This is a genomic window from Modestobacter sp. VKM Ac-2982, assembly GCF_026967935.1.
Lineage (GTDB): Bacteria > Actinomycetota > Actinomycetes > Mycobacteriales > Geodermatophilaceae > Modestobacter.
In genome coordinates this window covers 1,189,196-1,211,604 of the sequence record NZ_JAPVBL010000001.1, presented here as the reverse complement: position 1 = coordinate 1,211,604, position 22,409 = coordinate 1,189,196, and the positions used below count along the sequence as shown (strand labels likewise).

At 73.2% G+C, this 22,409-nt stretch carries 20 protein-coding genes; 1 reads left to right on the top strand and 19 read right to left on the bottom strand.

Annotation, left to right across the window (positions count from 1 at the left end):
* Positions 1-90 precede the first annotated feature (90 nt).
* From O2W20_RS06025 to O2W20_RS05980, 10 genes are all read right to left on the bottom strand, one after another.
* The gene (locus O2W20_RS06025) at positions 91-1,059 is read right to left on the bottom strand and encodes a F0F1 ATP synthase subunit gamma (protein ID WP_269158803.1); all 969 of its coding nucleotides are present in this window, start codon (positions 1,057-1,059) and stop codon (positions 91-93) included.
* A gap of 2 nt (positions 1,060-1,061) precedes the next feature.
* On the bottom strand, positions 1,062-2,699 hold the full coding sequence (gene atpA, locus O2W20_RS06020) for a F0F1 ATP synthase subunit alpha (protein ID WP_269158802.1): 1,638 nt from the start codon (positions 2,697-2,699) through the stop codon (positions 1,062-1,064).
* Positions 2,700-2,764: 65 nt separating this feature from the next.
* Positions 2,765-3,595, bottom strand: a complete 831-nt coding sequence (locus O2W20_RS06015; RefSeq protein WP_269158801.1) for a F0F1 ATP synthase subunit delta — start codon at positions 3,593-3,595, stop codon at positions 2,765-2,767.
* A complete protein-coding gene (locus tag O2W20_RS06010; protein ID WP_269170818.1) occupies positions 3,595-4,203 on the bottom strand; it encodes a F0F1 ATP synthase subunit B in 609 nt (202 codons plus the stop codon). Before O2W20_RS06010 ends, O2W20_RS06015 begins: the two co-directional genes overlap by 1 nt.
* Positions 4,204-4,258: 55 nt before the next feature.
* Positions 4,259-4,489: an ATP synthase F0 subunit C gene (gene atpE / locus O2W20_RS06005; RefSeq protein WP_014377627.1), complete on the bottom strand. Its 231-nt coding sequence runs from the start codon at positions 4,487-4,489 to the stop codon at positions 4,259-4,261.
* A gap of 112 nt (positions 4,490-4,601) precedes the next feature.
* Positions 4,602-5,429, bottom strand: a complete 828-nt coding sequence (gene atpB / locus O2W20_RS06000) for a F0F1 ATP synthase subunit A (RefSeq protein ID WP_269170817.1) — start codon at positions 5,427-5,429, stop codon at positions 4,602-4,604.
* Between the two features lie 334 nt (positions 5,430-5,763).
* Positions 5,764-6,234, bottom strand: a complete 471-nt coding sequence (locus tag O2W20_RS05995; RefSeq protein ID WP_269170816.1) for a hypothetical protein — start codon at positions 6,232-6,234, stop codon at positions 5,764-5,766.
* Complete coding sequence (locus O2W20_RS05990) at positions 6,231-7,481, bottom strand: glycosyltransferase family 4 protein (RefSeq protein WP_269170815.1); 1,251 nt, start codon at positions 7,479-7,481, stop codon at positions 6,231-6,233. Before O2W20_RS05990 ends, O2W20_RS05995 begins: the two co-directional genes overlap by 4 nt.
* A gap of 3 nt (positions 7,482-7,484) precedes the next feature.
* Entirely contained in the window at positions 7,485-8,792 is a 1,308-nt protein-coding gene (glyA, locus tag O2W20_RS05985; RefSeq protein WP_269170814.1) for a serine hydroxymethyltransferase, read from the bottom strand.
* A 442-nt stretch (positions 8,793-9,234) separates the two neighbouring features.
* Positions 9,235-9,876, bottom strand: a complete 642-nt coding sequence (locus O2W20_RS05980) for an L-threonylcarbamoyladenylate synthase (protein ID WP_269170813.1) — start codon at positions 9,874-9,876, stop codon at positions 9,235-9,237.
* Between the two features lie 50 nt (positions 9,877-9,926).
* On the opposite strand from O2W20_RS05980, the gene O2W20_RS05975 reads away from it, so the two are divergent.
* A complete protein-coding gene (locus O2W20_RS05975; protein WP_269170812.1) occupies positions 9,927-10,688 on the top strand; it encodes an endo alpha-1,4 polygalactosaminidase in 762 nt (253 codons plus the stop codon).
* On the opposite strand, the gene prmC is transcribed toward O2W20_RS05975, so the two are convergent.
* The 9 genes from prmC to argS form a co-directional block, all read right to left on the bottom strand.
* Positions 10,658-11,515: a peptide chain release factor N(5)-glutamine methyltransferase gene (prmC, locus tag O2W20_RS05970; protein WP_269171010.1), complete on the bottom strand. Its 858-nt coding sequence runs from the start codon at positions 11,513-11,515 to the stop codon at positions 10,658-10,660. The genes O2W20_RS05975 and prmC overlap by 31 nt on opposite strands.
* Positions 11,516-11,529: 14 nt before the next feature.
* Positions 11,530-12,609, bottom strand: a complete 1,080-nt coding sequence (gene prfA, locus O2W20_RS05965) for a peptide chain release factor 1 (protein ID WP_269170811.1) — start codon at positions 12,607-12,609, stop codon at positions 11,530-11,532.
* A 123-nt stretch (positions 12,610-12,732) separates the two neighbouring features.
* Positions 12,733-12,963: a 50S ribosomal protein L31 gene (gene rpmE, locus O2W20_RS05960; RefSeq protein ID WP_036340197.1), complete on the bottom strand. Its 231-nt coding sequence runs from the start codon at positions 12,961-12,963 to the stop codon at positions 12,733-12,735.
* 167 nt (positions 12,964-13,130) lie between these two features.
* The gene (gene rho, locus O2W20_RS05955; RefSeq protein WP_269170810.1) at positions 13,131-15,536 is read right to left on the bottom strand and encodes a transcription termination factor Rho; all 2,406 of its coding nucleotides are present in this window, start codon (positions 15,534-15,536) and stop codon (positions 13,131-13,133) included.
* A 255-nt stretch (positions 15,537-15,791) separates the two neighbouring features.
* Positions 15,792-16,751 (bottom strand): homoserine kinase, encoded by a 960-nt coding sequence (gene thrB, locus O2W20_RS05950; RefSeq protein WP_269170809.1) that lies wholly within the window; start codon positions 16,749-16,751, stop codon positions 15,792-15,794.
* The gene (gene thrC, locus O2W20_RS05945) at positions 16,752-17,843 is read right to left on the bottom strand and encodes a threonine synthase (protein ID WP_269158790.1); all 1,092 of its coding nucleotides are present in this window, start codon (positions 17,841-17,843) and stop codon (positions 16,752-16,754) included.
* Positions 17,844-17,880: 37 nt separating this feature from the next.
* On the bottom strand, positions 17,881-19,176 hold the full coding sequence (locus O2W20_RS05940) for a homoserine dehydrogenase (protein WP_269170808.1): 1,296 nt from the start codon (positions 19,174-19,176) through the stop codon (positions 17,881-17,883).
* Complete coding sequence (gene lysA, locus O2W20_RS05935) at positions 19,173-20,666, bottom strand: diaminopimelate decarboxylase (protein WP_269170807.1); 1,494 nt, start codon at positions 20,664-20,666, stop codon at positions 19,173-19,175. Before lysA ends, O2W20_RS05940 begins: the two co-directional genes overlap by 4 nt.
* A complete protein-coding gene (gene argS, locus O2W20_RS05930; RefSeq protein ID WP_269170806.1) occupies positions 20,663-22,324 on the bottom strand; it encodes an arginine--tRNA ligase in 1,662 nt (553 codons plus the stop codon). Before argS ends, lysA begins: the two co-directional genes overlap by 4 nt.
* Positions 22,325-22,409 lie beyond the last annotated feature (85 nt).

Genomic DNA, 22,409 nt, shown 5'->3' with positions numbered 1-22,409 from the left:
CTGTGCTGCTCTCCTGCCCTGGCGCTCGGTGGTCTCGCGTGTTGAGTGTCCCCGTCCGCGGCGGCTGACGCCGCGGACGGGGCGGTTGGCTCAGTCGTCGGCGTTGGCCGACACGAGCGCGTCGGCGCCGCCGACGATCTCGCTGATCTCCTGGGTGATCTCTGCCTGACGGGCCGCGTTGGCCTGCCGGGAGAGGTTCTTGGCCAGCTCCTCGGCGTTGTCCGACGCCGACTTCATGGCCCGGCGGCGCGACGCCGACTCCGAGGCAGCTGCCTCGAGCAGCGCCGCGTAGATCCGGGTCGTCACGTACTTCGGCAACAACGCGTCCAGCAGCTGCTCGGCCGACGGCTCGAACTCATACGCCGGGGTGATGTCGCTGCTGCGGGACTCCTCGGCCTGGACGTCGCGATCGTCGCGCAGTTCGTCGACCTCCTCCACGACCAGCGGCGCCATCCGGTTGGCCACCGGCACCTGGGAGAGCAGGGAACGGAACTCGGTGTAGACGATGTGCAGTTCGTCCACGCCGAGCACGTCGTCGGCACCCCCGCCGGTCTCGTCGTCGTCCTCACCGGCCGTGAAGGCGGTGATGAGAGTCCGACCGATCTCCTGGGCGTCCTCGTACCCCGGCTGCTCGGAGAACCCGGTCCAGGTCTCCTCGACGTCCCGGTCCCGGAACCGGTAGTACGTCTCGCCCTTGCGGCCGACGACGTAGAGCAGCGGCTCCTTGCCCTCGTCGCGGAGCAGGGCGAGCAGCTCCTCTGTCCGCCGCAGCACGTTGACGTTGTAGGAGCCGGCGAACCCGCGGTCGGAGGTGACCACCAGCACGGCGACCCGCCGGGGGTTCTCCCGGTCGGTCAGCAGCGGGTGGTCCAGGCTCGCCGAGCCCGCCAGGGCCGACAACACGCGGGTGATCTCCCGGGCGTAGGGCTTGGAGGCCTCGACCCGGGCCTGGGCACGCACGATGCGCGCGGCCGCGATCAGCTCCTGAGCCGAGAAGATCTTCTTCGTCGACTGGGTGGAGCGGATCCGGCGGCGCAGCGCGCGGAGGGAACCAGCCATCGTCAGCCGGCCCGCTTGACCTGGACGGTCTCCTGGCCCCGCTCACGAGCGTCCATGGCTTCGACCTCGGGCTCGTTGCCCTGCAAGGACTCACCCTCGGAGGTGGTGAACTGGCCGTAGAACTGCTCGACCGAGGACTCCAGGCTGGAGACGGTGTCGTCCTCGAGCTTCTTCGACGTCCGGATCGAGTCGAAGGCGATGCTGTCGCCCCGGTCCAGGAAGTCCAGGAACTCGGCCTCGAAGCGACGCACGTCGGGCACCGGCACCCGGTCCAGCTTGCCGGTGGTGCCCAGCCACAGCGAGACGACCTCGCGCTCCACCGGGTACGGCGAGTACTGGCCCTGCTTGAGCAGCTCCACCAGACGCTGACCGCGCTCCAGGGTCGCCCGGCTGGAGGCGTCCAGGTCCGAGGAGAACGAGGCGAACGCCTCGAGCTCACGGAACTGGGCCAGGTCCAGCCGCAACCGGCCGGCGACCGACTTCATCGCCTTGATCTGTGCCGAGCCACCGACCCGGGACACCGAGACGCCGACGTTGATCGCCGGGCGCACACCGGAGTTGAAGAGCCCGGTCTCCAGGAAGATCTGACCGTCGGTGATCGAGATGACGTTGGTCGGGATGTACGCCGAGACGTCGTTGCCCTTGGTCTCGATCAGCGGCAGCCCGGTCATCGAGCCCGCGCCCAGCTCGTCGTTGAGCTTGGCGCAACGCTCCAGCAGCCGGGAGTGCAAGTAGAAGACGTCGCCGGGGTAGGCCTCGCGACCCGGCGGACGGCGCAGCAGAAGCGAGACGGCGCGGTAGGCCTCGGCCTGCTTGGACAGGTCGTCGAAGACGATCAGGACGTGCTTGCCCTCGTACATCCAGTGCTGGCCGATGGCCGAGCCGGTGTAGGGGGCGATGTACTTGAAGCCGGCGGCCTCCGAGGCAGGGGCGGCGACGATGGTCGTGTACTCCATCGCGCCGGCGTCCTCGAGCGCGGCCTTGGTCGCCGCGATGGTCGAGCCCTTCTGACCGACCGCCACGTAGATGCAGCGAACCTGCTGCGCCGGGTCACCGGTCGCCCAGGCCTGCTTCTGGTTGATGATCGTGTCCAGCGCGATCGCCGACTTGCCGGTCTGCCGGTCACCGATGATCAGCTGACGCTGGCCACGGCCGATCGGCGTCATGGCGTCGATGGCCTTGATGCCGGTCTGCATCGGCTCGTGCACCGACTGCCGCTGGACCACGCTGGGCGCCTGCAGCTCGAGAGCGCGCCGGGTGGTGCTCTCGATCGGGCTGCCACCGTCGATGGCGTTGCCCAGCGGGTCGACGACCCGGCCGAGGAAGCCGTCGCCGACCGGCGCCGAGAGGACCTCGCCGGTCCGGCGGACCGTCTGGCCCTCCTCGATCCCGGAGAAGTCACCCAGGATGACGACGCCGACCTCGCGCACGTCCAGGTTCAGCGCCAGTCCCCGCACGCCGCCCTCGAACTCGAGCAGCTCGTTGGTCATGACCGAGGGCAGGCCCTCGACCCGGGCGATGCCGTCGCCGGACTCGGTGACGACCCCGACCTCTTCCCGGGAGACGTCCGGGGTGTAGTCGGAGACGTAGTTCTGGATCGCACTGCGGATCTCGTCCGCGGAGATCGTCAGCTCGGCCATGGCTCTGCGTCCTCTTCCTGCTGGTGTCTGTGGTGGTGCGGTGCCGCGGTCGCGGTCGAGCTGGTTCAGCCGGCGAGTCGCCGGCCGCTGGCCTCGAGTCGCGCAGCGATGCTGCCGTTGATGATCTCGTCGTCCACCCGGACGACCAGGCCACCGAGCACGTCGGGGTCGACCTGGACCTGCAGGCCCATCGTCCGCCCGTAGAGCCGGCCGAGCACGTCGGTCAGCCGCTGTTCCTGCGCGGCCGTCAACGGGACGGCCGAGGTCACGTGGGCGACCGAGCGCCCCCGGCGCCGGGCGGCCATCGTGGAGAGCCGCTCGACCTCGTTCTCCGGGTTGTGGACGTGCGGGCTGGTCAGCGCGTTCCGCACCAGCCGCTCGGTCACCGGGCTGACCCGGCCCGCCAGCAGCCGGTCGAGGAGGGCGGTCTTGCCCTCCCGCGGTGCGGACCGGTCACCCAGGATGCGGGCGAGGTCGTCGTCCCCGGCCACGATGCGGCCGAACCGGAACAGCTCGTCCTCGACGCCCTCCAGCTCGCCACGCGCGTCGGCCGCGTCCAGTGCGGCTTCGGTGGCGAGGGTCTCGGTGGCCTCCACCAGGTCCCGCGGTCGCGACCAGCGCTGCCGCACGACCGTCTCGACCACCGACATGGTGTCGGCACCGAGCTGACCGGAGAGCAGCCGCCGAGCCAGACCGGCGCGGTCGTCGGGTCGCACGGAGGCGTCCGACAGCGCCCGCCGGAGCGACGGCTGGCTCTGCAGGAGCTGCGCCACGGCGAAGAGCTCGTCGGCCAGGGTGAGCAGGACGTCACCGTGGTTGCGGCTGCGAGCCCCCTGGGACTTCTCCTGCAGGCTCGCCCGCGACTCCTCCATCGCAGCCCGACTGGACGCGTCCATCAGCGGTTGCCCTCGGGGACGTAGACCGTGCTGCCGGTCGCGGCGCCCGAGGCCGGCTGCGCCCCACCGTTCCCGGCGGGGTTGCTCGCAGCCATCTCGTCGAGCTCGTCGAGGAACCGGTCGACCGTCCCGCTGCGGCGGGCGTCATCGGCCAGCGACTCGCCGACCACCCTGCCGGCCAGTTCGACGGCGAGGGTGCCGATCTGGCCGCGCAGCTCGGCCACGACCTGCTGACGGGAGGCAGCGAGCTGCTCCTCGCCGCGGGCCACGATCCGGGCCGACTCCTCCTGGGCCTGGGCGCGCAGCTGCTCGATGATCTGCTGCCCCTCTGCCCGGGCGGAGTCCCGGATCTGGGCGGCTTCGTTGCGGGCCTCGGCGAGCTGGGCCCGGTACTGCTGCAGCGCCGCCTCGGCCTCGGCCTGCATGGCCTCGGCCCGCTCGATGCCGCCCTCGATGGCCGAACGGCGCGCCTGGAAGACCTGCTCGAACCGCGGGGCGACGAACTTGACCACCACGAAGAGCAGGACCGCGAAGGCGATCAGTCCGACGATGATCTCGCCGACGGGCGGGAGGAGCGGGTTCGCGCTCTCCGCAGCCAGGATGCTCATGCTCTCAACGTCCTCGTCTGGGTGTCAGTGACCGAACTCGTCCGACGAGTTCGGATCAGGTGCCGTAGACGAGGGGAGCGACGAAGCCGATCAGTGCCAGCGCCTCGGCCAGGGCGAAGCCCAGGAAGGCGTAGGTACGGGTCAGGCCAGCCGACTCGGGCTGACGAGCGGTGGCCTGGATGTAGGCGGCCCAGACGAGGCCCACACCGATGCCGGGGCCGATCGTGGCGATGCCGTAGCCGACCGAACCGATGCTGCCCTCGAGCTCTGCGAGTACCTCGATCATTGCGGGGTGTTCCTCCTGTGTCGTCGCCCGGTGGTCACCGGGCGGCTGGCGGGGTCGTGCGGGTGGTGCAGTCCATGGGGGCGGCCCGGCGTGCGGGCCACCGTGGTGCGGGTCAGTGCGCCGCTTCGACGGAGCCGTTGAGGTAGGTCCCCATCAGCATCGTGAAGACGTAGGCCTGCAGGAAGATGACCAGCAGTTCGAAGAACGTCATCACGATCGCCATCAGCGCGGAGATCGGCCCGAAGACGGCCGAGAAGTTGCCGACGGAGAGCAGGTAGGTGGCGCCCAGCGCGAACGTCACCAGCAGCATGTGGCCGGCGAACATGTTCGCGAAGAGCCGGATCGCCAGCGTGAACGGCCGGACGATGAAGTTCTGCAGCAGCTCCAGCGGCGTGATCAGCAGGTACATCGGCTTGGGCACGCCGGGCAGGAACATGATGTCCCGGAAGTACGGCCACAGCCCCTGGTTCTTGATGCCGACCACGATGTAGACGACCCAGCAGATCAGCGCCAGCACCAGCGGGAAGGCGAACTTCGACATCGGCGAGATCTGGGCGAACGGGATGATCGCCATCAGGTTGTTCGCCAGGATGAAGAAGAACAGCGAGGCGAGGAACGGGGCGAACGGCAGGCCCTTGGGGCCGACCACGTCGCGGGCGATCCCGTCGCGGATGAACGAGTAGCCGGTCTCGCCGATGAACTGCATCTTGCCGGGGACGATCTGCGGCTTGCGGACCGTGGCCACCAGGAAGGCGATCATGGCCAGCGTGGCCACCCAGGCGATGATCGTGATCCGGGTGATCTCGAAGCCGACACCGAGCACAGAGAAGCTGGTCAGAACCTCGGGGTAGAACTCACCGATGCCCGGGGGCGTGAAGCCGCCGCCGGGGTCGCTCTCCACAGCGAGCACGTCGCCGAGCGCGTGGGCGCTGGAGGTCACCGTTGTCCCTTCTGCGTCCTGGGCCGGCTCCGTCGTCCGCCCGGGGGGTGTCCGGCACTCCGCCCGGGGACCGGGTCGGGTTCGCCATAGGTCTTGACCACCACGTAGATGGCCACTGCCACGCCGAGGATGATCCCGACCGGGAAGAACACTCGCGTGTCCAGCCACTGGTCGATCAGCCACCCGACCCCGCCCCACACCGCCATCCCGGACAGGAGCGTCCCGGTGACCGCCCAGCCCATGTCAGCCCCGCTGGGCTGACGAGCTGCACGCGCAGGTCGTGGTCGTGCGCCCCCAGGTTCGGAGGTGTCCTCGGCCATCGGTTCGGACACTATCAGCCGGGCGGGGCCGGGTTTTCCGGGGAATGCCGCCGACCCCCCGGTGGGGTGGGCGGCGGGACGTAGAACAGCTGCCGCGTCCACACCCAGCGCAGCTGCACGCCGCTCCACAGCAACGCACCGACGACGACGGTCCAGGCCAGCACCTGACGGTCCGGCCACCCCTCGGCGGGCAGGCCGGTCAGCAGCGGGAACAGCACCAGCGCCTTGAGCCCGAACGTGCCCAGGGCCGCCGGCATCGTCCAGGTGTCGTCCACCTTGCCGGCCCAGGCCACGACCAGCCCCGAGACGCAGAAGAACGCCGTGACGACCGCCGCGCCGATGAGCACGGTGAGCGCATCTGCCCAGCTCAGCGCCACCCCGACGACGACAGCGGCCACGCCGGTCACCGCAGCGGTGACGAGCAGGCCGACCCGGAGGAAGGACAGGTCCCAGGGTGCGTCCCCGGTCGTCCGGACGCCGCTCACCGGCGCACCCCGGCCGGGGTGGACGGTGCGGCAGGAGACGGCGGACGTGGCGCCCCGGCACCCTTCCGGACCGCCCGGCTGGCCGGGTGGGCGGCGCGGCTGCGGTCCTTCATCGCCGCGAGCTCGGCCTCGCGGGCGGCGATCGCCGCGCGGCGGGCACGGGGGCTCAGCACCACGACGACGCCCACCACGAGCAGGGCGCCGACGATGACCAGGACCTCGACGGTGCCACCGGTGATGGACAGGGCGACGGCGCCGAAGCTGAGCAGCGCCGCCCAGAAGTACATGATGAGCACCGCCCGGCGGTGCGAGTGCCCGATCGACAGCAGCCGGTGGTGCAGGTGCATCTTGTCCGGGCTGAACGGTGACCGACCGCGCCGGGTGCGGCGCACCACGGCCATGAGCAGGTCGATGAACGGGATGAAGAGCACCGCGATCGGCACGAGGAGCGGCAGGGTCAGCGGCAGCAGGCTGGCCGCCGAGCCGAGGGTCTGCGAGTCGGTCTGTCCGGTCGCCGAGACCGCCGCGGCCGACAGCATGAGCCCGACCAGCATCGAGCCGGAGTCGCCCATGAAGATCCGGGCCGGGCTGAAGTTGTGCGGCAGGAAGCCCAGGCAGGCCCCGGCGAGCACGGCGGTGATCAGGGCGGGCGCGCTGGCCACGTCGTCGAAGCCGACCAGGCCCAGGTTGTAGCTGTAGGCGAAGAAGGCCAGCGCCGCGATCGCCGACACCCCGGCGGCCAGGCCGTCCAGCCCGTCGATGAAGTTGAGCGCGTTGACCGTGAGGACGGTCAGCAGGATCGTCGCCGGCACCCCGACGTCCGGGCCCAGGGACAGCGTGCCGATGTCGGCGACCGGCAGGAACACGTACGCCAGCTGCACGCCGAGCAGCACCATCACCCCGGCCGCGGCGATCTGGCCGGTGAGCTTGGTGAGCGCGTCGAGACCGAACCGGTCGTCGAGGACCCCGAGGGCGCAGATCAGCCCGCCGGCCACCAGGACGGCGATCGTCTGGGTGCTGAACTCGAAGCTCCGCTGCAGCGAGGGCAGCTGCGAGGCGACCAGGACGCCGGCCGCCACGCCGAGGTACATCGCCACTCCCCCGCCCCGCGGGGTCGGGATGACGTGCACGTCGCGGTCACGGACCGCCGCCATCACCCGGAACCGGACCGCCGCCACCCGCACCACCGGCGTGGCCAGGAAGGTGACCAGCGCGGCGGCGAGGAGGACGACGGCGTACTCGCGCACGGCTCAGCCGACGCGCGTGGGCTCGGGGTAGGCAGGGTGGGCGCCGACCAGCTCGCGCACCCCGGCCGCGACCTCGGTCGTCCGGGAGCCGTCGGCGTCCCGGATGGCGGTGCCGATGAGCGAGGCGATCGACTTCATGTCGCTCTCCACCATGCCCTGGGTGGTGACCGAGGGGCTGCCGACCCGGACGCCGGAGGCGACCGAGGCCGGCTGCGGGTCGAACGGGATGGCGTTCTTGTTGAGCACGATGCCGGCCGCGTCGCAGCGGGCCTCGGCCACCTTCCCGGTGACCAGCTCGCCGGCGGTGTCGGTCACCTTGCGCAGGTCCAGCAGGGCCAGGTGGGTGTCGGTGCCGCCGGCGACGGGGCGCAGGCCCTCGGCGGCCAGGCCCTCGGTCAGCGCCTGGGCGTTGGTGATCACCTGACGGGCGTAGGTCTGGTACTCAGGCTGCAGGCACTCCTTGAGGTTCACCGCCTTCGCCGCGATGGCGTGCATCAGCGGGCCGCCCTGCATCATCGGGAAGGCCGACTTGTCGATGGCCTTGGCGTGCTCGGCCTTGCAGACGATCGCCCCACCGCGGGGGCCGCGCAGCACCTTGTGCGTGGTGAACGTGACGACGTCGGCGTAGGGCACCGGCGAGGGGATCGCCTTGCCGGCCACCAGGCCGATGAAGTGGGCCGCGTCGACCATGAAGATCGCGCCGACCTCATCGGCGATCTCCCGGAAGGCGGCGAAGTCGATCAGCCGCGGGATCGCCGAGCCACCGGCGACGATGAGCTTGGGCCGGTGCTCGCGGGCCAGGTCGCGGACCTGGTCGTAGTCGATGTGCTCGGTCTTCTCGTCGACGCCGTACTGCACGGCGTTGAACCACTTGCCGGAGAAGGAGACCTTGGTGCCGTGGGTCAGGTGCCCGCCGTGCGGCAGCGCCATGCCCAGCAGGGTGTCACCGGGCTGCAGGAAGGCGCCGTAGGCCGCCAGGTTCGCGCTGGCGCCGGAGTGCGGCTGCAGGTTGACGTGCTCGGCGCCGAAGAGCTCCTTGCCGCGCGCGATGCCGATCTCCTCGGCGCGGTCGACGACCTCGCAGCCGCCGTAGTAACGCCGCCCCGGGTAACCCTCGGCGTACTTGTTCGACAGCGTGCTGCCCAGCGCGGCCAGGACGGCGGGGCTGGTGAAGTTCTCGCTGGCGATCAGCTGCAGCCCACCCCGCAGCCGGTCGAGCTCGTCGAGGACGACTCCGGAGATCTCCGGGTCGAAGTCGGCCAGGGCGTCGAAGTCGGGGCCCCAGTAGGGGGTGGTGGCCGGGGTGCTCATCGCGGGTGCACTCCTGCTGCTCGGTGCCGGTGCCCGCGTGCACTCGTCGTGAGAGGCGCGCGGCTGTCGCACCACGGTATCGCTATGACCTCGCGATCCTCCGGATCGCACCGCGGCCAGGTGCCGTCCCCCGGGGCGCGGCGAGCCGTTTCGTCCCCCGCCGGCGGGCGGCCTCCGGCCAGGACCGGGTCACGATCTCGGGACAGGCCCACCACCGCACGGACCGCGAGACCGGACAGCCATCACGCGACCACCCGAGACGACACCACCCGAGACGCGACCACCACCTGACGACGACCTCGAGACCAGCCCACGGCGTCGTCCGGAGGACGACTGTGGGAGGCCGGCGCGGGCCCGGAGGGTCCCGCCGGCATCGCACGAAGCGGCTCCGCGCAGCCGGGGGACGGTCCTTGGCCGCGGGGCGGCCCGTCAGGGTCGCAGTTCAGTCAGTGATCTCCGGGACGACCTCGCGGAGCTGCTCCAGGCTGATCGCACCCAGACGCAGCACCCGGGGGGTCGGGGCCGTGCAGTCGACGATGGTGCTGGGCGCCGACCCGGTGCGTGGCCCGCCGTCCAGGACCACCGCCGCGTGCTCGCCCAGCTGGTAGGCCGCCTCCGCCGCGGTCGTACCGGCCGGCCGGCCGGACCGGTTGGCGCTGGAGACCGCCAGCGGGCCGGTGCGGCGCAGCAGGTCCCGGGTGACGTCGTCGTCCGGCAGCCGGACGGCGACCGTCCCCTCGGCGTCCCCGAGGTCCCATGCCAGCGACGGCGCATGCTCGACCACCAGGGTCAGCCCGCCGGGCCAGAAGGCCTCGGCCAGCTGGTGGGCGACCGGGGGCACGACGACGACCAGCCCGGCCAGCGTCGACGCCTCCCCCACCAGCACGGGGACCGGCATGTTCCGGCCCCGGTTCTTGGCCGCCAGCAGCCGGGCCACCGCGGCCGGGGTGAAGGCGTCGGCGGCCACGCCGTAGACGGTGTCGGTCGGGAGCAGGACCAGCTCCCCGCGGGACAGCGCCATGGCGGCCTCGGTCAGCCCGGCCTCGCGCTGGTCGGGGTCACTGCAGTCATAGACGTCGGGCACGAGTGCGCAGTCTGCTCCACCTAAGCTGCGGCCTCGTGCACAGGTGGGCGGTGGCGACGTCCCTCGTGCTGCTGCTGGCCGGCTGCGGGGAGGCCGGGGCGCCCGCGGCGCAGGTCAGCACACCGGCCACCGGAGCCCGCTTCGACTACCAGCTGGGCGGGGCCCACCCGCCGGCGGACGGCGTGCAGGTGGTGGTCCGTGACCGCACCGCCGAGCCGGCGGACGACGGGTACCCGGTCTGCTACGTCAACGCGTTCCAGAGCCAGCCGGGCACCAGGGAGCTCCCCGCCGACCTGCTGCTGCGCGACGGCGGCGCCCTCGTCGAGGACCCGGACTGGCCCGGGGAGCACCTGCTGGACGTCTCCACCGCCGATCGGCGCGAGCGTCTCGCCGAGCGGGTGGGCGGCTGGCTCACCGGCTGCGCCGCCGACGGGTTCGCCGCCGTCGAGCTGGACAACCTGGACAGCTGGACCCGGTCCGGGGGTCTGCTGGACCGGGCCGACGCGGCGGCGATGGCGCGGCTGCTGGTCGACCGGGCGCACGCCGCCGGTCTTGCCGTCGCGCAGAAGAACGCCCCCGAGCTGGCCGGCACGGGCCTGGGGTTCGACTTCGCCGTGGTCGAGGACTGCGGCGCCTACGACGAGTGCTCGGCCTTCACCGACGCCTACGACGTGGTGCTCGACGTCGAGTACACCGACGAGGGGTTGGCCGCGGCCTGCGGTGTCGCGGGCCTGAGCGTGCAGCGCCGCGACCTGGCGGTCTCGGTACCGGGCGACCCTGCCTACGTGGCGGAGTGGTGCCCGGCCAGCTGAGCCGTGGTGTAGCGCGGCCGGCCGGCGAGGTCGGCGTGGTCGGCCACCCCGGCCCAGCCGCCGTGAGCCCGCACCAGCGCCGGCAGCGAGGCCCCCTGCTGATCGGCGTGCTCGATGCCCAGCCACCCGCCGGGCCGCAGCAGCCGGGCGGCGGTGCCCAGCAGGCCACGGACGACGTCCAGCCCGTCCGGCCCGCCCCACAGCGCCAGCGGCGGGTCGTGCTCGGCGACCTCCCGGGGCAGCCCGGCGCCGTCCGGCACGTAGGGCGGGTTGGAGACGACGACGTCGACGGTGCCGTCGAGCTCGGCCAGCAGCAACGGGTCGGTCATGTCCCCGGCGCGCACGTCGACCGGGGCGTCGCCGGCCGCGGCCCGGGTGCGGGCGTTGTGCCGGGTCCACTCGATGGCCCCGGCGTCCCGCTCCACGGCGACCACCCGCGCGCCGGGGTGCTCGTGGGCCACCGACAGCGCGATCGCCCCGGACCCGCTGCCGAGGTCGACCACGAGCGGCGCGTCCTGCCCGGCGACGCGCTCGAGCACCCAGCCGGCGATGAGCTCGGTCTCCGGGCGGGGCACGAACACCCCGGGCCCGACGGCGAGCTCGAGGTGCCGGAACGGAGCGGTGCCGGTGAGGTGCTGCAGCGGCACCCGGTCGGCGCGCAGCTCGATCCACCCGGTGAACCGCTCGGCGGCGGCCGCGGGCACGTCACCGGCGGTGAGCAGGGCGGCGCGGGAGGTGCCCAGGACGGCGGCGAGCAACAGCTCGGCGTCCACCCGCGGCGACTCCACCCCGGCATCGGCGAGCCGCCGCGCGGCGTCGGTGAGCAGGGTGCGGGCGGCGGTCAGGAGCCGGCCGCCAGCAGCTCGGCGGTCGCGGCCGCGGTCAGCGCGTCGAGCACCGGGTCCAGGTCGCCGTCCAGCACCTGGTCGAGGTTGTGCGCCTTGAAGCCGACCCGGTGGTCGGCGATGCGGTTCTCCGCGAAGTTGTAGGTGCGCACCCGCTCGCTGCGGTCGACCGTGCGCACCTGGCTGCGCCGCTGGTCCGACGCGGTGGCGGCGGCCTCGTCCCGCGCGGCGGCGAGCAGGCGGGAACGCAGCACCCGCAGCGCGGACTCCCGGTTCTGCAGCTGGCTCTTCTCGTTCTGCGAGCTCACCACGATCCCCGAGGGCAGGTGGGTGATCCGCACCGCCGAGTCGGTCGTGTTGACGCTCTGCCCGCCTGGCCCGGAGGAGCGGAAGACGTCGATGCGCAGGTCGTTCGGGTCGACGCTGACGTCGACCTCCTCGGCCTCGGGGAGCACGAGCACCCCGGCCGCCGAGGTGTGGATCCGGCCCTGGGACTCGGTCACCGGGACCCGCTGCACGCGGTGCACCCCGGCCTCGAACTTCAGCCGGGAGAAGATCCCCTCGTCGGTGCGCGACTTGATCGCCACGGCGACGTCCTTGTACCCGCCCAGCTCGGCCGGGACGGCGTCGAGGACCTCGGTCGCCCAGCCGCGCCGCTCGGCGTAGCGCAGGTACATCCGCAGCAGGTCGCCGGCGAACAACGCCGACTCCGCCCCGCCCTCCCCCGCCTTGATCTCGAGGATGACGTCCTTCTCGTCGTCGGGGTCCTTGGGCAGCAGCAGCTCGGTGAGCCGGCCGGTCAGCTCACCGACGCTGCCGGCCAGCTCCTCGGCCTCGGCGGCGAAGGAGGCGTCCTCGCCGGCGAGCTCGCGGGCGGCGGCGAGGTCGTCGGCCGCCGCGTCCAGGGCCCGTGCGGTCTCCACGACCGGCGCGAGCTGGGCGTAGCGCCGCCCCAGCCGGCGGGCCCGCGCGGCGTCGGCGTGCACCGCCGGGTCGGCGAGCTCGGCCTCGAGCTCACGGTGCTCGGCGAGCAGGCCGGCGAGCCGGTCGCTGCCGGCTCCGGTGCTGCTGCTCACGGGCACTCCTCCTGCTGCTCGATCCCGCTGCTGCTCGATCTCGCGGGCCCCGGCCGGGGTGCGGACACGACGACGGCGCCTGCGCCGCCCTGGTGCAGGGCGGCGCAGGCGCCGTCGGGGGTGCTACTTGTCGGCCGGGGTGCCGGCGGCGCGCTTGCCGAACCGCTTCTCGAAGCGGGCGACGCGGCCACCGGTGTCCAGGATCTTCTGCTTGCCGGTGTAGAAGGGGTGGCACGCCGAGCAGACCTCGACGGTCAGCTGACCGGACGGCGAGGTGCTGCGGGTGGTGAACGTGTTACCGCAACCACAGGTCACCTCGGTGACGTTGTACTGCGGGTGGATGTCGGCCTTCATGCCGGTACACCCTCTCTCTGGTCTCGTGGTCTGCTGGTCAGTCTGCTGGTCATGCACCGTCGGGGAACTGGGCGACCCGTGACGGCGGAGGCTCGATCGCCCAGTGTACGGCCCCCCTGCCGAGCCCCGTCGCGAGCTGGCACCCGGCGGGGAGCAGGGGGCCTTCGTCAGTCCTTCTCGTTCACGCCCAGCGTCGTCTTCTGCACCTGCATCAGGAACTCGATGTTGTTGCGCGTCTTGCGCATCCGGTCGAGCAGCAGCTCCAGGGCCTGCTGGGGCTCCAGGGCCGACAGCACCCGGCGCAGCTTGATGATGATCGCCAGCTCGTCGGGCGAGAGGAGGATCTCCTCCTTGCGGGTGCCCGAGGCGTTCACGTCGACCGCCGGGAAGACCCGCTTGTCGGCCAGCCGCCGGTCCAGCTTGATCTCGGCGTTCCCGGTGCCCTTGAACTCCTCGAAGATGACCGTGTCCATCGTCGAACCGGTCTCGACCAGCGCCGAGGCGATGATCGTCAGCGAGCCGCCGTTCTCGATGTTGCGGGCCGCACCGAGGAAGCGCTTCGGCGGGTAGAGCGCCGTGGAGTCGACACCACCGGAGAGGATGCGCCCGCTGGCGGGGGCCGCCAGGTTGTAGGCGCGACCCAGCCGGGTGATCGAGTCGAGCAGGACGACGACGTCGTGGCCCATCTCGACCAGGCGCTTGGCCCGCTCGATCGACAGCTCCGCGACCGTGGTGTGGTCGGCCGGCGGCCGGTCGAAGGTCGAGGCGATGACCTCGCCCTTCACCGAGCGCTGCATGTCGGTGACCTCTTCGGGCCGCTCGTCGACCAGCACCACCATGAGGTGGACCTCGGGGTTGTTGGTCGTGATCGCGTTGGCGATCGACTGCAGGACCATCGTCTTGCCGGCCTTCGGCGGGCTGACGATCAGCGCCCGCTGGCCCTTGCCGATCGGCATGACCAGGTCGATGAGCCGGGTGGTCATCAGGTGCGACTCGGTCTCCAGCCGCAGGCGGTCCTGTGGGTAGAGCGGGGTCAGCTTGGTGAACTCGGGGCGGTTGCGTGCCTGCTCCGGGTCCAGCCCGTTGACCGAGTCCAGCCGGACCAGCGCGTTGTACTTGTCCTTCTTCTCGCCCTCACGGGGCTGGCGCACCGCCCCGGTGATGGCGTCGCCGCGGCGCAGGCCGTAGCGCCGCACCTGGGACAGCGAGACGTAGACGTCGTTGGGGCCGGTCAGGTACCCCGACGTGCGGACGAACGCGTAGCTGTCCAGCACGTCCAGGATGCCCGCCACCGGCAGCAGGACGTCGTCCTCGCTGACGGTGGGCTCGCCCTGGTCGAAGCGCTCACGGCCACCGGCGCTGCCACCGCGCCGGTTCCGGTCGCGGTACCGGCGACCGCGGCGACCGCGGCCGCCCTCGAAGTCGTCGTCGTCCTCGTCGGTCCGGGCCTCGCCACGGGTGTCGCCACGCGTGTCGTTGCGGTTGGCTCCCGCGTCGCCGCGGTTCCCGGGCCCGTCGGTGCGGTTGCCGTCCCGGTTGTTGCGACCCGGGCGACCGGACTCGCCGTCGGTGCGGTCCCGCCCGCCGCGCTGCTCGCCGTCACGGTCGGCGCCGTCCCGGTTGCCCCGCTCGTCCCGGCTGGAGCCCCGGCTGCGGTCCTCACGGTTGCCGGAGTCGCGGTTGCCCCGCTCGTCCCGGTTGTCGGCGTCGCGGTTGCCCGCGTCGCGGGGCCGGTCCTCGCGGGGCCGGTCCTCGCGGGGCCGGTCCTCGCGGGCCCGGTCCTCGCGGGTGCCGGAGTCGCGGGTGACCCGCTCGTCGCGGTTGCCGGCGTCCCGGTTGCGGTCCTCGCGGGCGGTGCGCTCCTCGCGCTCGCCACCCTCCCGGGGGGCACGTTCGGCCCGGTCCCGGTTGCGGCTGCGCTGCGGCCGGTCGCCGCCGGTGCGGGTGTCGGCCGGCGGAGCCTGGTCGGTGTCCTCGGCAGTCCCCTCGGCCGCGGTCGGCTGGGCGACCTCGTCCGCTGCGACCGGGCTCGCCGGCGCGTCGGGGGTGCTGGCCGTGGAGTCGACGGTGGGCGCACCCGCCGGACGGCTGGCCGCGCGACGGCGACGGCCCGTGGGGGCGGCGTCGGTGGAGGCGGCGTCGGTGGAGGCGGCGTCGGTGGAGGCGGCGTCGGTGGAGGCGGCGTCGGTGCCGGTCACCGGGCCGCTGTTGGCGCCGCCGCTGACGGGGGCCTCCAGGGGGGCGGCCGACGCAGCGGCACCACCGGTGACGGCCTCGTCGGCCCGGGGAGCCGACACGTCCGGGGCGGTGGCCGGCGCAGCGGCGGGCGCCTCAGCGGCGGGAGCGCCGCCGACCTGGCGCTCGGAGATCGCGGCGACGAGGTCGCTCTTGCGCATCTTGCCGGTCCCGGGGATGCCCAGTTCGCCGGCCAGGCGCTGCAGCTCGGGCAGCAGCATGCCGGACAGTCCGCTGCCACGGCGGCGCGAACGGGGTGCCGTCGCGCTCTCGGCAGCTGCCTCGTCGGACGGGGCGGCGTCGTGCGCGCCGTCGATGAGGTCGGTGCTCTCGCTCACGTACAGGTCCTTCCCTGCGGTGACCTGCGCCTACCAGCGCAGGAGGTGACCCGGCCCCGGAACGCGAGAGCCCGGTGGAGGACTCGTCGGATCGATCGGGAGTGCGCGGGTCTGTGGATGCGAGGGGTTCAACGGCGACGGATCGACCGTCTGCAACGCCCCGCGTGAGGCTCGCCCGGAGGCGGCTACGTCGTCAGCCTAGACACAGGCCGACAGTGCTCACAACACAGTCCGTCACGGGTGTGTTCCGGGCGCTCAGGACGATACCGCATCGTGATCACCGGGCCGCGGGGTGACGACCGCGCCGGTGGGGTCGACGGCCATCGGACGGCACTCCCAGCCGGCCGGCGTCCGCTCCTCCAGCGCCCTGACTTGGGCCGCGGCAGCCGGCGCAGCGACGTCCTCGCCCGGACCCAGCACCGCCAGCGCCAGCACGCACGGGCCGGCGCCGGAGACGACGGCCGCGTGCCCGTCGGTGCGCAGCCGGGTGAGGAGGGCGGCGCTCTCCGGCATGGCGGGTGCCCGCTGCGCCTGGTGGAGCCGGTCCTCGGTCCCCTCCAGGAGCAGCGCCGGGTCCCGGGTGAGCGCGTGCACCAGGAGCGCGGAGCGGCCGGCGGCGTGGACGGCGTCACCGTGCGGCACGGACTCCGGCAGCAGCCCCCGGGCCAGGTGCGTGGACAGCGTGGTGGCCGGCACGAACAGCACCGGGACGATCCGCGGGTCGACGGCCAGTCGCGCGGCGCGCGCCCCCGAGGCCGTCGTCCAGGACAGCGTCGCCCCACCGAGCAGGCACGGGGCCACGTTGTCCGGATGACCCTCGAGCTCCGAGCACAGCCGCAGCACGGCGTCCTCGTCGACCTCGGCGACGTCGGGGCACAGCGCCCACGCCGCCAGCACCCCGGCGGTCACCGCGGCGGCGGAGGAGCCCATCCCCCGCCCCTGCGGGATGGCGTTGTGCGCGGACAGCCGCAGCCCGGGCGGCGTCCAGCCCAGCTCGGCCGAGGCGGCGCGGAACGCCCGCACCACCAGGTGCGACTCGTCGGTGGGCAGGTCACCGGCCCCGGCGCCCGCCACCTCGACGGTCAGCCCGCCGTCGGTGACGGCGACGTCGACGGAGTCCCAGCAGGACAGCGCCAGGCCGGCGCAGTCGAAGGCCGGCCCGAGGTTCGCGCTCGTCGCCGGGACCCGGACGCGGACCGCTGGGAGCTGCGCCACTCAGAGCCCCAGCTGCGCCGCCGCGGCGGCGGCGTCGACCGGGACGGTGACCGGGACGGGGGCACCGGAGATCGCCCACTCCGGGTCCTTCAGGCCGTTGCCGGTGACCGTGCAGACGACCCGCTGGCCCGGTTCCAGCCCGCCGGCCTCGGCGACCTGCAGCAGCCCGGCCACCGATGCGGCCGACGCCGGCTCGACGAAGACGGCCTCACTGCGGGCCAGCAGCCGGTAGGCGGCCAGGATCGCCCGGTCGGTGACCGCGTCGATCCGGCCGCCGGAGGTGTCCCGGGCGTCCAGTGCCTTGGTCCAGGACGCCGGGTTGCCGATCCGGATGGCGGTGGCGATGGTGCTCGGCTGCTCGACGACCCTGCCGGTGACGATCGGCGCGGCCCCGGCGGCCTGGAAGCCCCACATCCGGGGCGTGTGGGTGGCCGGGCCGTCGGCGGCGTACTCGCGGTAGCCCTGCCAGTAGGCGGTGATGTTGCCGGCGTTGCCGACCGGGAGGCAGTGCACGTCGGGGGCGTCGCCGAGCACGTCGACGATCTCGAAGGACGCCGTCTTCTGGCCCTCGATGCGGTACTGGTTGACGCTGTTGACCAGGCTCACCGGGTAGTCGATCGCCAGCTTGCTGGCCAGGGTCAGGCAGTCGTCGAAGTTGCCCTCGACCTGCAGCAGCTTCGCCCCGTGCACCAGCGCCTGGGCCAGCTTGCCGGTGGCGATCTTGCCCTGTGGCACCAGCACCGCGCAGACCAGACCGGCCCGGGCGGCATAGGCCGCCGCGCTGGCGCTGGTGTTGCCGGTGGAGGCACAGATCACCGCCTGCGCGCCCTCCTCCACCGCCTTGGAGATGGCCATGGTCATGCCGCGGTCCTTGAACGACCCGGTGGGGTTGGCCCCCTCGACCTTCAGCCAGACCTCGCACCCGGTGCGGCGGGACAGCTCCGGCGCCGGCAGCAGCGGGGTGGCGCCCTCCTGCAGCGTCACCACGGGGGTCGCGGCGCTCACCGGCAGCCGGTGCCGGTAGGCCTCGATCAGGCCCGGCCAGTACGGCGAGACCGGGGCGCGCAGCCCCGTCGGGAGCCCTGCGCTCATGACCACATCACCCGTTCGCCTCCGCAGCACACCCCGGTCACAGCCCCTCCACCCGCAGCACGCTGGTCACGCCCCGGACGGCCGACATCTCCCGCAGCCGGGCGACGGTCGTGGCCAGCGCCGCGTCCGGGGCCCGGTGGGTCACGATCACGAGCGTGGCGGCGTCGCCGTGCCCGTCCTGGCGGACGGTGGCGATGCTCACGCCCTGCGCCGCGAACTCGTGCGCGACGGTCGCCAGCACGCCGGGCTTGTCCGCGACGTCGAGGCTGACGTGGTAGCGGGTCGGGGTGTCCGCCATCGGCCGCACGGTGAGGCCGGCGTAGCCCGTCGTCCCCGGCCCGGCGACGCCGGCGACCCGGTTGCGGGCCACCGCGACCAGGTCACCCAGCACCGCACTGGCCGTGGGCTGCCCCCCGGCGCCCTGGCCGTAGAACATCAGCTCACCGGCCGCCTCCGCCTCGACGAACACGGCGTTGAACGCGCCGCCCACCGCCGCCAGCGGGTGGGTGGTCGGGATCATCGCCGGGTGCACCCGGACGGCGACGGAGTCGTCGGCGCCGTCGCTGCCCGCGACCCGCTCGCAGATCGCCAGCAGCTTGACCGTGCAGCCGATCTCGGTGGCCCGGGCGACGTCGGCCGCGGAGACCGCGGAGATGCCCTCGCGGTACACGTCGGCGGCGGTGACCGGGGAGTGGAAGGCCAGCGAGGCCAGGATCGCGGCCTTGGCGGCGGCGTCGAAGCCGTCCACGTCGGCGGTCGGGTCGGCCTCGGCGAACCCGGCCTCGGTCGCCTCGGCCAGCGCCTCACCGAAGCCGGCACCGGTCTCGACCATCCGGGACAGGATGTAGTTCGTCGTCCCGTTGACGATGCCGACCACCCGCCGGAGCTGGTCACCGGCCAGCGACTCGCGCAGCGGGCGCAGCAGCGGGATCGCCCCGGCGACCGCGGCCTCGTAGTAGAGGTCGACCCCGGCCTCGGCGGCCGCGGCGTGCAGCGCGACGCCGTCCTCGGCCAGCAGCGCCTTGTTGGCGCTGACCACCGACTTCCCGGCGCCGATGGCGGCCAGCAGCAGGGTGCGCGCGGGCTCGATGCCGCCGATCACCTCGACCACCAGGTCGACGTCGGGGCGGGTGACCAGCCCCTCGGCGTCGGTGGTCAGCAGCTCGGCGGGCACCTCGGGGTGCCGGTCGGGGCGGCGGACCGCGACCCCGGCGACCTCGACCCGGCGCCCGATCCGGGCGGTCAGGTCGTCGGCCTGCTCGGACAGCAGCCGCAGGACGGCGCCACCCACGGTGCCGCAGCCCAGCAGGGCCACCTTCAAGGAATCGCTCACGACTGGGCTCCTGCGGCGTGCTCGGGCGCCGGCTGGTCGATCGCCGGGCTGGGGGCGGGCACGTCGGCGAGGACGGCATCGAGGGCGAACACGTCGGACAGTGTCTGACGCCGCACGATCTCAGTCGCCACCCCGTCCCGCACGGCGACCACCGGCGGCTTCAGCAGGTAGTTGTAGTTGCTCGCCATCGACCAGCAGTAGGCGCCGGTGGCGGCGACCGCCAGCAGGTCACCGGGCTGCACGTCCGACGGCAGCCACAGGTCGCGGACCAGCACGTCGCCGCTCTCGCAGTGCTTGCCGACCACCCGGCACAGCGCCGGCGGGGCGTCGGAGCTGCGGTTGGCCAGCACGCAGGTGTAGCTGGCGTCGTAGAGGGCCGTGCGGATGTTGTCGCTCATCCCGCCGTCGACCGACACGTAGTTGCGCACCAGCGGGGTGCCCGGTGCGCCGCTGGCCCCGAGCCGCACCGGCTTGATCGTGCCGATCTCGTACAGCGTGACGGTGCCCGGACCGGCGATCGCGCGGCCCGGCTCGACGGCCAGCCGGGGCACCGGCAGCCCGAGGGCAGCGCACTCGGCGGCGATGACCGACCGCAGCTTCACCGCGACGTCCTCGGGGCTGACCGGGTCGTCCTCGGCGAGGTAGGCGATGCCGAAGCCGCCGCCCAGGTTGAGCTCGCCGAGCACCTCGCCGGTGGCCTGGTGCACCTGGCCGAGCAGGCCGACCACCCGGTGCGCGGCGGCCTCGAAGCCGGCCGTGTCGAAGATCTGCGAGCCGATGTGGCTGTGCAGGCCGGCCAGGTGCAACCCCGGCTCCCGGATCACCCGGACGGCCGCGGTGAGCGCGTCACCGGTGGCCAGCGAGAAGCCGAACTTCTGGTCCTCGTGGGCGGTGGCGATGAACTCGTGGGTGTGCGCCTCGATGCCCACCGTCGACCGGATCAGCACCGACACCGGCGCGCCGCCGGCGGCCACCCGGGCCTCCCCGAGCGGCACCAGCCGGTCGATCTCGTCGAAGGAGTCCAGCACCACGTGGCCGATCCCGGCGTCGACCGCGAGCTGCAGCTCGACCAGCGACTTGTTGTTGCCGTGCAGCGCGATCCGCTCGGCCGGGAAGCCGGCGGCCAGCGCCACCGCGAGCTCGTTGCCGCTACAGGCGTCCAGGTGCAGCCCGTCGTCGGCGATCCAGCGGGCCACCTGCCCGCAGAGGAACGCCTTGGAGGCGTAGTGCACGTCGGCGTCGACGAAGGCGTCGGCGAAGTCGGCGGCCCGGCCGCGGAAGTCGCCCTCGTCGAGCACGAACAGCGGCGTCCCGTGCTGCCGGGCGAGGTCGGTCACCCGGCGCCCACCCAGCTCCAGCTCGCCGTCGACCCGCCGGGCCGACCGCGGCCAGACCTGCGGGTCCAACACGCCCAGGTCGGTCGGCGCCGGGCCGGCCGCGGGAGGCGGCGCGATGTTCCCGTGCAGCGGACCGGCCGGGTGCGCCCTCACATCCGCTCCGGGGCGGAGACGCCGAGGACGGCCAGACCGTTGCGCAGCACCGTCGCGGTCGCCGCGCACAGCCACAGCCGGGCGGTCGTCACCGGCGTGGCCTCCTCGTCACCGCGAGGCAGCACCCGGCAGGAGTCGTAGAACCGGTGGTAGGTGCCGGCCAGCTCCTCCAGGTACCGGGCCACCCGGTGCGGGGCCCGCAGCTCCGCGGCCGAGGCGATCACCCGGGGGAACTCCCCCAGCGCCCGCAGCAGGTCACCCTCCCGCTGGTGGGCGAGCGCCGCGGTGTCCACGTCGCCGGCCTCGCCCAGCGGCAGGCCGAGGTCGGCCGCGCCGCGCAGCAGCGAGGAGATCCGGGCGTGGGCGTACTGGACGTAGAAGACCGGGTTGTCGTTGGTCTGCCGGCTCCACAGGTCCAGGTCCAGGTCGATCTGCTGGTCCACCGAGGCCCGGGCCAGGGCATACCGGGCCGCATCGGCGCCGACGGCGGCCACCAGGTCCTCCAGCAGCACCACCGTGCCGGCCCGCTTGCTCATCCGCAGCGGCTCGCCGTCGCGGACCAGGTTGACCAACTGGCCGATCAGGATCTCCAGGTTGGTGTCCGGGTCGTCGCCGAGTGCGGCGACCAGCGCCTTGTACCGGCCGATGTAGCCGTGGTGGTCGGCGCCGAGCATGATCACCACCTTGTCGAAGCCGCGCTCGCGCTTGTCCAGGTAGTAGGCGCAGTCGGCGGCGAAGTAGGTCGTCTCGCCGTCGCCCTTGACCAGCACCCGGTCCTTGTCGTCCCCGAAGGTCGTCGTCCGGAGCCAGACCGCGCCGTCGGCCTCGTAGACGTGTCCCTGCTCGCGCAGCCGGGCCACCGCCTTCTCCAGCGCCCCGGTCTCGTGCAGCGTGCGCTCGCTGAAGTAGACGTCGAAGACGACGCCGAAGTCGGCCAGCGTGCGCTTGATCTCGGCGAACATCAGGTCGACGCCGAGCACCCGGAACCGTTCCTGCTGCTCGGCCTCGGGCAGCTCCAGCACGCCAGGCTCGGCGGCCACCACCTGGGCGGCGATCTCAGCGATGTAGTCGCCTGCGTACCCGTCCTCCGGCACCGGCCGCCCGTGTGCCGCGGCCAGCAGGCTCAGCGCGAAGCGGTCGATCTGCGCGCCGGCGTCGTTGAAGTAGTACTCCCGGGTCACCTGCGCGCCGCTGGCGGTCAGCAACCGGCCGAGGGCGTCGCCGACGGCGGCCCAGCGGGTGCCGCCGATGTGCACCGGGCCGGTCGGGTTCGCCGACACGAACTCCAGGTTCAGCCGCTGGCCGGCCAGCACCTCGGTGCACCCGTAGGCCTCCCCGGCGGCGACCACCCGGACGGCGATCTGACCGAGCGCGTCCTTGGCCAGGGTGACGTTGAGGAAGCCGGGCCCGGCGACGTCGACCGCGGAGACGCCCTCGACGCCGCGCAGCTCGCCGGCGAGCACCTCGGCGACCTCGCGCGGCGGCCGGCCGGCGGCCTTGGCCAGCCGGAGCGCCACGTTGGTGGCGTAGTCGCCGTGCTCGGGGTTCTTCGGCCGCTCGATCACGACCTCGTCGGGGACGGCGACCGAGAGCACGCCGCGCTCCACGGCCGCCGCGACTGCGGAACGGACGACGTCGCTGAGCTGCTCGGGTGTCACCGTTCGATCGTACGGAGCGGGGCATCCCCGTTCCGACCTGCCCGCCGACTGTGTGCCGGGACACCTCTGCAGTGACCGCCGACGG

Coding starts and splice junctions, on each gene's coding strand:
- O2W20_RS06025 (WP_269158803.1), bottom strand. CDS start 1,059: ATGGCTGGTTCCCTCCGCGCGCTGCGCCGCCGGATCCGCTCCACCCAG.
- atpA (WP_269158802.1), bottom strand. CDS start 2,699: ATGGCCGAGCTGACGATCTCCGCGGACGAGATCCGCAGTGCGATCCAG.
- O2W20_RS06015 (WP_269158801.1), bottom strand. CDS start 3,595: ATGGACGCGTCCAGTCGGGCTGCGATGGAGGAGTCGCGGGCGAGCCTG.
- O2W20_RS06010 (WP_269170818.1), bottom strand. CDS start 4,203: ATGAGCATCCTGGCTGCGGAGAGCGCGAACCCGCTCCTCCCGCCCGTC.
- atpE (WP_014377627.1), bottom strand. CDS start 4,489: ATGATCGAGGTACTCGCAGAGCTCGAGGGCAGCATCGGTTCGGTCGGC.
- glyA (WP_269170814.1), bottom strand. CDS start 8,792: ATGAGCACCCCGGCCACCACCCCCTACTGGGGCCCCGACTTCGACGCC.
- rpmE (WP_036340197.1), bottom strand. CDS start 12,963: ATGAAGGCCGACATCCACCCGCAGTACAACGTCACCGAGGTGACCTGT.
- thrC (WP_269158790.1), bottom strand. CDS start 17,843: ATGAGCGCAGGGCTCCCGACGGGGCTGCGCGCCCCGGTCTCGCCGTAC.